We start from the raw sequence: 11,263 nt of genomic DNA, 5'->3' as shown, positions 1-11,263 counted from the left end.
CGAGGGAGGTGTCTCATTTATAAGACGCTTTTTAACCCTCGGGCCTGCCGAGCGCGCAAGGCCGGGAGGTTCTGAGGTGGGACTGTCCGTCAATCCGGGGTTGGCGTGCCAGTGATGAAATGGCAAAAAGGGGCGATGGATCGGTCATCGCTGTTGTTGCGAGGCTGAAAACGCAATCGCGAGCAGGCTCGTTCCTACAAATTTCGGCGTCTGGCCCAAAACCTTGTAGGCGCTGCGGCACGCTGCGATCTTTTTGATGTTGGCTTTAAAAATCAAAAGATCGCAGCGTGCCGCAGCGCTTACATAAGTACCGCGTGTTCAGGCGGTTCTATTGCGATGCCATGCGCACCTGTTTCTCCAGCTCCACCTTCAACCCCGGCTCCAGCTTCAACTGCTTCGCCAATTCCTCCAGATACGCCTTCTCCATAAAGCTCTCCTCATCCACCAGCATCACACTGGCGATGTACATCTCCGCCGCCATCTCCGGCGTACTCGCGGCGCGGGCGACGTCGGCAGGGTCGAGGGGCTTGTTGAGTTCGGCGTGCAGCCAGTGTTGCAGCTCCTGGTCGTTGTCGAGTTTGGTGAATTCGCCCTCGATCAACTGGCGCTCGCGATCATCGATGTGGCCGTCGGCCTTGGCGGCGGCGACCAGTGCCTTGAGAATCGCCTGGCTGTGCTGCTCGGCTTGCGCGGGCGGCAAACGGTCGAGTGTCTGCGGTTCGTTTTGCGGTGCCGTGCCCTTTTGCGCGTTCCAGTTGCCGTAGGCCTTGTAAGCCAACACACCGAGTGCAGCGAGGCCGCCGTAGACCGCGACTTTGCCGCCGACCCTGCGCGCCTTTTTACTGCCGAGCAGCAGGCCCATCGCCCCCGCAGCCAAAGCACCACCGCCCGCCCCCGAGAGCAGGCCACCCAGCGCACCGGAGCCTGAAGAGCCGCCGAGCAACCCGCCCAGCCCGCCAGCCGCCGATTTGTTCTGCGCCCCGCCAGCCTTGTTCTGCAACAGATCCTGGCCGGACTTGAGTAGTTGATCGAGCAATCCACGGGTGTTCATGTTCCGCCTCCAAAACAGGGGTTATCCGGATCTATCAGGCCCTCAGCCTAGTTCGAAAGTGCCCCGGTCCGGCCCGCGAGTGTGCTTCCAGATGTTGCTCAGTACGCGCGTGGCCTTCGTGAAAAGAGATATACACTCAGACCAATCGATAAAAACCGCCCACTGGGTACACCCCTCATGATGACCCTGCGTCAGATTCGTCACTTCATCGCCGTGGCCGAGACCGGCTCGATTTCCGCCGCCGCGCAAACCGCGTTCATTTCCCAATCGACCCTGACCCTGGCGATCCAGCAACTGGAAGAGGAAATCGGCGTCAGCCTGTTCAGCCGCCACGCCAAGGGCATGACTCTGACGCATCAGGGGCACCAATTCCTGCGCCAGGCGCACCTGATTCTGGCGACCGTGGACAACGCCAAACGCAGCCTGCAACAGAGCACCGATCAGGTTGCCGGGCAGTTGATCGTCGGCGTGACCAGTCTGGTCGCCGGTTATTACCTCGCCGATTTGCTCACACGATTCCAGCGCGCCTATCCCAACGTCGAGATCCGCGTGATGGAAGACGAACGGCCTTACATCGAGCATTTGCTGGTCAGCGGCGAGATCGATGTCGGTGTGTTGATCCTGTCCAACCTCGAAGACCGCCACGCCTTGCAGACCGAAGTACTGACCCACTCGCCGCACCGTTTGTGGCTGCCGGCCCAGCATCCGCTGCTGGAGCACGACAGCATCAACCTCGCCGATGTCGCCCGCGAACCGCTGATTCAACTGAACGTCGACGAAATGGATCGCAACGCCCAACGCCTGTGGCGCGGCGCCGGACTGCAGCCGAAGATCACGTTGCGCACTGCCTCAACCGAAGCGGTACGAAGCCTGGTCGCGGCGGGTCTGGGGGTGTCGATCCAGCCGGACATGACCTATCGCCCGTGGTCACTGGAGGGCGACATCATCGAAGCGCGGCCGATTGCCGACCTCAACCAGACCCTCGACGTCGGCCTGGCCTGGCGCCGTGGCACCGCGCGACCGGCACTGGTCGACCCGTTCCTGACCGTGGCCCGCGAGCAGCCGCACGGCGGACGCAAGCCATCTATTTAATCGAATGCCACCTTCAGTATTTAGAATTTGTCGACCTCGGAGCCGCGCACTAGTCTTGCTGCATCTATAAGACGGTCGGCTCCCGGGCACGGGAGCAACAATGACCACACAAGAAAAGAGATCGCGGAAAATGGCTGGCGTGCAGACCCCGATGTGTACCGCGTTGTTGATCGACGGCGAACTGGTCGCCGGGCAAGGTTTTGTCGAGCCGATCCTCAACCCGGCCACCGGCGAGATCCTCACGCACATCGCCGAGGCCAGTACCGAGCAGGTCGAAAGCGCGATCCTCGCCGCCCACCGCGCCTTTGCCGAATGGTCACGGACCACGCCGCAGCAACGCTCGAACCTGCTGCTGGACATCGCCAATGCTGTTGAAAAACACGCCGACCACCTCGCCCGCCTCGAAGCGCTTAACTGCGGCAAGCCACTGCACCTGGCGCGTCAGGACGATCTGAGCGCCACCGTCGACGTATTCCGCTTCTTTGCGGGTGCCGTGCGCTGCCAGACCGGCCAGCTCAGTGGCGAATACCTGCCGGGCTACACCAGCATGGTGCGCCGCGATCCGATTGGTGTGGTGGCATCGATTGCGCCGTGGAACTACCCGATCATGATGGCCGCGTGGAAAATCGCCCCGGCCCTCGCCGCCGGCAACACGCTGGTGTTCAAACCTTCAGAGCACACGCCGCTGTCGATCCTCGCACTGGCGCCCGCACTGGCCGAGATCCTGCCACGCGGGGTGATCAACATCATCTGCGGCGGTGGCGAAGGCGTCGGCAGCCATCTGGTGGGCCACGCCAAGGTGCGTATGGTCTCGCTGACCGGCGATATCGTCACCGGGCAGAAGATCCTCCAGGCCGCGGCGAAAACCCTCAAACGTACGCACTTGGAACTCGGCGGCAAGGCCCCGGTGATCGTCTGCAACGATGCAGACATTCAGGCGGTGGTTGAAGGCGTACGCACCTACGGTTACTACAACGCCGGGCAGGACTGCACCGCCGCGTGCCGGATCTACGCGCAGGCCGGGATTCACGACAAACTGGTTGCCGAACTCGGCGCCGCCGTCAGCAGCCTGCGCTTCGCCGGCAAACGCGACGCCGACAACGAGATCGGCCCGCTGATCAGTACCCGCCAGCGCGACCGCGTTGCCAGTTTCGTCGAACGTGCCCTCGGCCAGCCGCACATCGAGCGGGTGACCGGCGCGGCGGTGCATTCCGGCGCTGGCTTCTTCTATCAACCGACGCTGCTGGCCGGTTGCAAACAGAGCGATGAAATCGTCCAGCGCGAAGTGTTCGGCCCGGTGGTGACCGTGACTCGCTTCGACGAACTCGCGCAAGCGGTGGACTGGGCCAACGACTCCGAATACGGCCTGGCCTCGTCGGTGTGGACGCAGAATCTGGACAAAGCGATGCAGGTCGCCGCCCGTTTGCAGTACGGCTGCACCTGGATCAACAGCCATTTCATGCTGGTCAGCGAAATGCCCCACGGCGGGCTGAAACGCTCCGGATACGGCAAAGACTTATCCAGTGATTCGCTGCAGGACTACAGCGTGGTGCGGCACATCATGGCCCGCCACGGCCAGCATCTCTGACTACGCTAATAACAAGCCTAAACGGCATGCTTCACCGCGTTCACAACTGCCCCGACCATAATTTAAAGAAGAGGGTTCAACCATGTTCGTGCACAAGACCGCACTGTTCAGTGCAATCACCACGGCCCTGCTGGCCAGCGCCAGTTTGCAAGCCGCCGAGCCGCTGAAAGCCGTCGGCGCCGGCGAGGGGCAGCTGGATATCGTGGCCTGGCCGGGCTACATCGAACGTGGCGAGAGCGACAAGGCCTACGACTGGGTGAGCGGTTTCGAGAAGGAAACCGGCTGCAAGGTCAACGTCAAGACGGCTGCCACCTCCGACGAAATGGTCAGCCTGATGGCCAAGGGCGGTTACGACCTGGTGACCGCGTCGGGCGATGCCTCGCTGCGGTTGATCGTCGGCAAGCGCGTGCAACCGATCAACACCGCGTTGATCCCGAACTGGAACACCCTCGACCCGCGCCTGAAAGATGCGCCGTGGTACGTGGTCAACAAGCAGACCTACGGCACCCCGTACCAGTGGGGCCCGAACGTGCTGATGTATAACACCAACGTGTTCAAGACGCCGCCGACCAGCTGGAACGTGCTGTTCGACGCGCAGAACCTGCCTGACGGCAAGCCGAACAAGGGCCGTGTGCAGGCGTATGACGGGCCGATCTACATCGCCGATGCAGCGCTGTACCTGAAGAGCGCCAAGCCTGAGCTGGGGATCAAGGATCCGTACCAGCTCACCGAAGATCAGTACAAAGCCGTGCTTGAGCTGTTGCGCCAGCAGCAGCCGCTGATCCACCGCTACTGGCACGACACCACAGTGCAGATGAGCGACTTCAAGAACGAAGGCGTGGTCGCGTCCAGCGCCTGGCCGTATCAGGTCAACGGCCTGATCAACGAAAAGCAGCCGATCGCGTCGACCATTCCGAAAGAAGGCGCCACCGGCTGGGCCGACACCACCATGCTGCACGCCGAAGCCAAGCACCCGAACTGCGCGTACAAGTGGATGGACTGGTCGCTGAAACCGAAAGTCCAGGGCGATGTAGCCGCGTGGTTCGGCTCGTTGCCGGCCGTGCCGGCGGCGTGCAAGGAGAGCGAACTGCTCGGTGCCGAGGGCTGCAAGACCAACGGTTTCGACCAGTTCGACAAGATCGCCTTCTGGAAAACCCCGCAGGCTGAAGGCGGCAAGTTCGTGCCGTACAGCCGCTGGACCCAGGACTACATCGCGATCATGGGCGGCCGTTAAGCCCCTTCAAGATCAAAAGATCGCAGCCTTCGGCAGCTCCTACACCGACCGCGAGCACCGAAAATTCAGCGTCCGGCACACATCCTGTAGGAGCTGCCGAAGGCTGCGATCTTTTCGACGCGACACCTGATCATTCTTTGAAAGCCTGCTTTACCGGAGCACCGCACCATGACGCTTGCAGTCCAGTTCACCAACGTTTCCCGGCAGTTCGGCGAAGTGAAGGCCGTTGACCGGGTTTCCATCGATATCCAGGACGGCGAGTTCTTTTCCATGCTCGGCCCTTCCGGCTCGGGCAAAACCACCTGCCTGCGCCTGATCGCCGGGTTCGAACAACCAAGCGCCGGATCGATCCGCATCCACGGCGCCGAAGCGGCCGGCCTGCCGCCGTATCAACGCGATGTAAACACCGTATTCCAGGACTACGCGCTGTTCCCGCACATGAACGTGCTGGACAACGTCGCTTACGGCTTGAAGGTCAAAGGGGTGAGCAAAACCGAGCGCCACAAACGCGCCGAAGAGGCGTTGGACATGGTCGCCCTCGGCGGTTACGGCGCACGCAAACCGGTGCAATTGTCCGGCGGTCAGCGCCAGCGCGTGGCTCTGGCCCGAGCCTTGGTCAATCGTCCGCGCGTGCTGTTGCTCGATGAACCGCTCGGCGCCCTCGACCTCAAGCTTCGCGAACAGATGCAAAGCGAACTGAAGAAGCTGCAACGCCAGCTCGGCATCACCTTCATCTTCGTCACCCACGATCAAACTGAAGCGCTGTCGATGTCCGACCGCGTGGCCGTATTCAACAAGGGCCGCATCGAACAGGTCGATACCCCGCGCAATCTGTACATGAAACCGACCACCACCTTCGTCGCCGAATTCGTCGGCACCTCGAACGTGATCCGTGGCGATCTGGCGCGCCAGCTCAGCGGTCACCCGCAGCCGTTTTCGATCCGTCCGGAACACGTGCGTTTCGCCGAAGGCCCGCTGGCCAGCCACGAGATCGAGGTCAGCGGCCTGCTCCACGACATTCAATATCAGGGCAGCGCCACGCGTTATGAACTGAAGCTGGAAAACGGCCAGACCCTGAGCATCAGCCACGCCAACAATCAGTGGATCGACAGCAGCGCGCAGCACCAGACCGGCCAGCGCCTGAGCGCACGCTGGGCGCGGGAAGCGATGATCGCGCTGCATGACACCGTTGCCGGCGGGGTGTGAGATGAGCACGCTCGCGATGACTCAAGCGCCGCCCTTGCGCCGGTTTTCCAACCTGCTCTACCGCAAACCGAACCTGTACCTGTCGCTGCTGCTGGTGCCGCCACTGCTGTGGTTCGGCGCAATCTATCTCGGCTCATTGCTGGTGCTGTTGTGGCAGGGTTTCTACACCTTCGACGACTTCACCATGGCGGTCACCCCCGACCTGACCCTGGCCAACTTTGCCGCGCTGTTCCAACCGTCGAACTTCGACATCATCCTGCGCACGCTGAGCATGGCCATCGTCGTGTCCATCGCCAGCGCCATTGTCGCGTTCCCGATTGCCTACTACATGGCGCGCTACACCACCGGCAAGACCAAGGCGTTTTTCTACATCGCGGTGATGATGCCGATGTGGGCCAGTTACATCGTCAAGGCCTACGCGTGGACGTTGCTGCTGGCCAAGGGCGGCGTGGCGCAGTGGTTCGTGCAGCATCTGGGGCTGGAGCCGGTGTTGCAGTTCATTCTGGGGATTCCCGGGGTCGGCGGCAGCACCTTGTCGACCTCGCACCTGGGCCGCTTCATGGTGTTCGTCTATATCTGGCTGCCGTTCATGATTTTGCCGATCCAGGCGTCGCTGGAACGCCTGCCGCCGTCACTGTTGCAGGCCTCCGCCGACTTGGGCGCGAAGCCGCGCCAGACCTTCATGCAGGTGATTCTGCCGCTGTCGATTCCCGGCATTGCGGCGGGCTCGATCTTCACTTTTTCGCTGACCCTGGGCGACTTCATCGTGCCGCAACTGGTCGGCCCGCCGGGCTACTTCGTCGGCAGCATGGTTTATGCGCAGCAAGGTGCGATCGGCAATATGCCAATGGCCGCAGCGTTTACGTTGGTGCCGATTGTGTTGATCGCGGTTTACCTGTCCATCGTCAAACGACTGGGGGCCTTCGATGCGCTCTAATTCAGAAAAGCAGGGGGAAAAAGCGTCCCTCGGATTAAAGATCGCAGCCTGGGGCGGGTTGGTGTTTCTGCACTTTCCGATCCTGATCATCTTCCTTTACGCCTTCAACACCGAAGAGGCCGCGTTCAGCTTTCCACCGAAGGGCTTCACGCTTCACTGGTTCAGCGTGGCGTTTTCGCGGCCGGACGTGCTGGAAGCGATCAAGCTGTCGCTGCAGATTGCCGCCATCGCCACGTTGATCGCGATGGTGCTCGGCACGCTGGCTTCGGCCGCGTTGTACCGCCGAGACTTCTTCGGCAAACAGGGCATTTCGCTGATGCTGATCCTGCCGATTGCGTTGCCGGGGATCATCACCGGGATCGCCCTGCTGGCGACGTTCAAGACGCTGGGGATCGAGCCGGGGATGTTCACCATCATTGTCGGCCACGCGACCTTCTGTGTGGTGATCGTCTACAACAACGTCATCGCCCGCCTGCGCCGCACGTCGCACAGCCTGATCGAGGCGTCGATGGATCTCGGCGCCGACGGCTGGCAGACCTTCCGCTACATCATCCTGCCGAACCTCGGGTCGGCCTTGCTCGCGGGCGGCATGCTGGCGTTTGCACTGTCGTTCGACGAGATCATCGTTACCACGTTCACCGCCGGGCATGAGCGCACGTTGCCGTTGTGGCTGCTCAATCAACTCAGCCGCCCACGGGATGTGCCGGTAACCAACGTCGTCGCCATGCTGGTGATGATGGTGACCATGCTGCCGATTCTCGGCGCGTATTACCTGACGCGCGGTGGCGAAAGTGTCGCGGGCAGCGGCGGCAAATAACCGAATAACCACTGAACAAACCGAATCCCTGTAGGAGCTGCCGAAGGCTGCGATCTTTTGATGTTGCTTTGAAGATCAAGATCAAAAGATCGCAGCCTTCGGCAGCTCCTACATGGGTTCGGTTTCGGCAGAACAATAAAAGTGTTAGTGAGGACAAAACCATGCAAACCAAACTCCTGATCAACGGCCAACTGGTCAACGGCGAAGGCCCCGCCCAACCGGTGCTCAACCCTTCGCTTGGCGAAGTGTTGGTGGAGATCAACGAAGCCAGCGAAGCCCAGGTCGATGCCGCCGTGCGCGCCGCGGACAACGCCTTCGCTGCGTGGTCGCAAACCACGCCGAAAGACCGCTCGTTGCTGCTGCTCAAACTCGCCGACGCCATCGAAGCCCATGGCGAGGAGCTGGCCAAACTCGAATCCGCCAACTGCGGCAAACCCTACAGCGCCGCGCTCAACGACGAGATCCCGGCAATCGCCGACGTGTTCCGTTTCTTCGCCGGTGCCAGCCGTTGCATGAGCGGCTCGGCCGGTGGCGAATACCTGCCCGGCCACACCTCGATGATTCGCCGCGACCCGGTAGGCGTGATCGCCTCCATCGCGCCGTGGAACTACCCGCTGATGATGGTCGCCTGGAAAATCGCCCCGGCACTGGCCGCCGGTAATACCGTGGTACTCAAGCCGTCGGAACAGACCCCGCTGACCGCGTTGCGTCTGGCCGAACTGGCGTCGGAAATCTTCCCGGCCGGCGTGCTCAATCTGGTGTTTGGTCGCGGTCCTACCGTGGGCAGCCCGCTGGTCACGCATCCGAAAGTGCGCATGGTCTCGCTGACCGGCTCGATCGCCACCGGTTCGAACATCATTTCCAGCACCGCCGACAGCGTCAAACGCATGCACATGGAGCTGGGCGGCAAGGCGCCGGTGATCATCTTCGACGACGCCGATATCGATGCGGCGGTGGAAGGTATTCGCACCTTTGGTTTCTACAACGCCGGCCAGGACTGCACCGCCGCGTGCCGCATCTACGCGCAGCAAGGCATCTACGACACGTTCGTCGAGAAGCTCGGTGCGGCGGTCAGCAGCATCAAGTACGGCTTGCAGGATGATCCGTCCACCGAACTGGGGCCGCTGATTACGGCGCAGCACCGCGACCGTGTCGCCGGGTTCGTCGAGCGCGCCGTGGCCCAGCCGCACATCCGTTTGATCACCGGCGGCAAGGCTGTTGAAGGCAACGGTTTCTTCTTCGAACCGACGGTGCTGGCCGACGCGCAGCAGGACGACGAGATCGTCCGCCGCGAAGTGTTCGGGCCGGTGGTGTCGGTGACTCAATTCACCGATGAAGCACAGGCGCTGGAGTGGGCCAACGATTCGGACTACGGGCTCGCCTCCTCGGTGTGGACGGCGGATGTAGGACGCGCCCATCGCCTGTCTGCCCGTTTGCAGTACGGCTGCACCTGGGTGAACACACACTTCATGCTCGTCAGCGAAATGCCCCATGGCGGTCAGAAATTGTCCGGCTACGGCAAGGACATGTCCATGTACGGGCTGGAGGACTACACCACGGTTCGGCATGTGATGTTCAAGCATTAACAGCGAAAAGATCGCAGCCTGCGGCAGCTCCTACAGGAGAGTGGCGTCCATCATGTAGGAGCTGCCGCAGGCTGCGATCTTTTCCGCGACACACGGATGATGTCGGCGATTCAGCACCAGGCGTCACCGAAACCAAAACAATAACTACCGACCCGGGCGGCGCCCGAAAAGCCCCGCCACGGCCTCGGCCATCCGAAATCTGCCGATTTCACGGAGCAACCACACATGAGTGCCTCACCCGATCTCTCCGCCGCTGTTGCCGACAGCGATGCCGAACAACTGCGCAAACTGGGCTACACCTCGAACTTCAACCGCAGTATGAGCCTGTGGGAAAACTTCGCCTTGGGCTTCACTTATCTGTCACCGGTCGTCGGGGTTTATACCCTGTTCGGCCTGTGCCTCGCCGCTGGCGGGCCACCGATGTTCTGGGCCTATTTACTGGTCGGTTGCGGCCAGTTGCTGGTGTGCCTGATCTTCGGCGAAGTGGTTTCGCAGTTCCCGATTTCCGGCGGCGTCTATCCGTGGGCGCGGCGTTTGGTGGGCAAGAAGTGGGCATGGATGGTCGGCTGGATCTACTCCATCGCCCTGTGCGTCACCATCGCGGCGGTGGCCGTCGGCGCCGGCCCGTACCTTGCGGCCATGATGGGCTTCGAGCCGAGCAACAACACCAACATCGTCATCGCCCTGGTGCTGACCCTGTTCGCCACGCTGGTCAATCTGAGCGGTACCCAAGTGCTGGCGCGCATTGCCATGTTCGGCTTTCTCTGCGAACTGGTCGGCGCGGTGATCGTCGGCGTTTACCTGCTGATCTTCGAACGTCACCAACCGCTGAGCGTGCTGTTCAACACCTTCGACATCAGCGTCGACGGCTCGTACCTGCCGGCCTTCCTCACCGCCTCGCTGGCGGGGATGTTCCTCTACTACGGCTTCGAGGCTTGCGGTGATGTCGCCGAAGAAACCCCGAACCCGAGCGCAAAAATCCCGGTGGCCATGCGCATGACCATCTACATCGGCGGCATTGCGGCGATGTTCGCCTGCCTGGCGCTGATCCTCGCCGTGCCGGACATGCAAGCGGTGATCAACGGCACCGACAAGGACCCGGTCACCACCATCCTCAACAACGCCTTCGGTCCGATTGGCTCGAAAGTGGTGATGGGCGTGGTGATGATTTCCTTCATCTCCTGCGTCATCAGCCTACAGGCCGCAGCGAGCCGTCTGCTGTACTCCTACGCTCGCGACGAAATGGTCATCGGCAGCCGACTGCTGAAAAAGATTTCTCCTACCACCCAAGTGCCGGTTGCCGCACTGTTCGTCTCCGGCGTCCTGCCCGCGCTGATCATCGCCCTCGGCTTCTTCCTGCAGGACGCCGTGGCCACCATCGTCAGCTTCGCCGCCATCGGCATCTACCTCGCGTTCCAGATGATCGTCCTGGCCGCCCTCTACGCCCGCAGCAAAGGCTGGAAACCCAGCGGCAAGTTCACCCTCGGCGCGTGGGGCTGGCCGGTGAACATCGGCGCGCTGGTGTACGGCGTTGGCGCCATCATCAACATGGCCTGGCCGCGTACGCCGGATGCGGCGTGGTACGTGAACTATGCGATGGTGTTGAGCACCGCGATCGTGATTGGGTTGGGCTTGGTTTATATGTGGATTGGCAAGCCGTATGACCATGGCAAGGCGCCGGCTGGGGATGCGTGGAAGGTGAGTCGCTAAGCGTTTTTTTGACCCCGGCCCCGACAAGGTGCCGGGGTTCAG

The 11,263-nt window shown here is 61.9% G+C and carries 9 protein-coding genes; 8 read left to right on the top strand and 1 reads right to left on the bottom strand.

Going from position 1 to position 11,263, the window contains the following annotated elements; all coding sequences use genetic code 11:
• Positions 1-328: 328 nt before the first annotated feature.
• Entirely contained in the window at positions 329-1,051 is a 723-nt protein-coding gene (locus NN484_RS01840) for a tellurite resistance TerB family protein (protein ID WP_215501720.1), read from the bottom strand.
• 177 nt (positions 1,052-1,228) lie between these two features.
• Between NN484_RS01840 and NN484_RS01835 the strand changes: the two genes are divergently transcribed.
• From NN484_RS01835 to NN484_RS01800, 8 genes are all read left to right on the top strand, one after another.
• Complete coding sequence (locus NN484_RS01835) at positions 1,229-2,143, top strand: LysR family transcriptional regulator (RefSeq protein WP_007967749.1); 915 nt, start codon at positions 1,229-1,231, stop codon at positions 2,141-2,143.
• 130 nt (positions 2,144-2,273) lie between these two features.
• Entirely contained in the window at positions 2,274-3,731 is a 1,458-nt protein-coding gene (locus tag NN484_RS01830; protein ID WP_274659273.1) for a gamma-aminobutyraldehyde dehydrogenase, read from the top strand.
• Positions 3,732-3,813: 82 nt separating this feature from the next.
• Positions 3,814-4,965 (top strand): putative ABC transporter substrate-binding protein YdcS, encoded by a 1,152-nt coding sequence (gene ydcS / locus NN484_RS01825; protein WP_215501722.1) that lies wholly within the window; start codon positions 3,814-3,816, stop codon positions 4,963-4,965.
• A gap of 168 nt (positions 4,966-5,133) precedes the next feature.
• The gene (locus NN484_RS01820) at positions 5,134-6,171 is read left to right on the top strand and encodes an ABC transporter ATP-binding protein (protein ID WP_274658496.1); all 1,038 of its coding nucleotides are present in this window, start codon (positions 5,134-5,136) and stop codon (positions 6,169-6,171) included.
• 1 nt (position 6,172) lies between these two features.
• Positions 6,173-7,108: an ABC transporter permease gene (locus NN484_RS01815; protein WP_045122310.1), complete on the top strand. Its 936-nt coding sequence runs from the start codon at positions 6,173-6,175 to the stop codon at positions 7,106-7,108.
• Positions 7,098-7,925 carry an ABC transporter permease gene (locus NN484_RS01810; protein ID WP_127650803.1) on the top strand — a complete coding sequence of 276 codons (828 nt, stop codon included), beginning with the start codon at positions 7,098-7,100 and terminating at the stop codon, positions 7,923-7,925. The genes NN484_RS01815 and NN484_RS01810 overlap by 11 nt, the downstream gene beginning before the upstream one ends.
• Positions 7,926-8,086: 161 nt before the next feature.
• Positions 8,087-9,511 carry a gamma-aminobutyraldehyde dehydrogenase gene (locus NN484_RS01805; protein ID WP_274658495.1) on the top strand — a complete coding sequence of 475 codons (1,425 nt, stop codon included), beginning with the start codon at positions 8,087-8,089 and terminating at the stop codon, positions 9,509-9,511.
• Between the two features lie 225 nt (positions 9,512-9,736).
• Complete coding sequence (locus tag NN484_RS01800) at positions 9,737-11,221, top strand: APC family permease (RefSeq protein WP_127650807.1); 1,485 nt, start codon at positions 9,737-9,739, stop codon at positions 11,219-11,221.
• The last annotated feature ends 42 nt before the right edge of the window (positions 11,222-11,263 follow it).

This window comes from Pseudomonas serboccidentalis (assembly GCF_028830055.1).
GTDB lineage: Bacteria > Pseudomonadota > Gammaproteobacteria > Pseudomonadales > Pseudomonadaceae > Aquipseudomonas > Aquipseudomonas serboccidentalis.
Note: the sequence above shows the minus strand (reverse complement) of the source record. Positions and strands in the feature narration are given on the sequence as shown.

Excerpts from the sequence above, each read along its gene's own strand:
- NN484_RS01820 (WP_274658496.1), top strand. The coding sequence starts at position 5,134 with ATGACGCTTGCAGTCCAGTTCACCAACGTTTCCCGGCAGTTCGGCGAA.
- NN484_RS01810 (WP_127650803.1), top strand. The coding sequence starts at position 7,098 with ATGCGCTCTAATTCAGAAAAGCAGGGGGAAAAAGCGTCCCTCGGATTA.
- NN484_RS01815 (WP_045122310.1), top strand. The coding sequence starts at position 6,173 with ATGAGCACGCTCGCGATGACTCAAGCGCCGCCCTTGCGCCGGTTTTCC.
- NN484_RS01805 (WP_274658495.1), top strand. The coding sequence starts at position 8,087 with ATGCAAACCAAACTCCTGATCAACGGCCAACTGGTCAACGGCGAAGGC.
- NN484_RS01835 (WP_007967749.1), top strand. The coding sequence starts at position 1,229 with ATGATGACCCTGCGTCAGATTCGTCACTTCATCGCCGTGGCCGAGACC.
- NN484_RS01840 (WP_215501720.1), bottom strand. The coding sequence starts at position 1,051 with ATGAACACCCGTGGATTGCTCGATCAACTACTCAAGTCCGGCCAGGAT.
- ydcS (WP_215501722.1), top strand. The coding sequence starts at position 3,814 with ATGTTCGTGCACAAGACCGCACTGTTCAGTGCAATCACCACGGCCCTG.
- NN484_RS01830 (WP_274659273.1), top strand. The coding sequence starts at position 2,274 with ATGGCTGGCGTGCAGACCCCGATGTGTACCGCGTTGTTGATCGACGGC.
- NN484_RS01800 (WP_127650807.1), top strand. The coding sequence starts at position 9,737 with ATGAGTGCCTCACCCGATCTCTCCGCCGCTGTTGCCGACAGCGATGCC.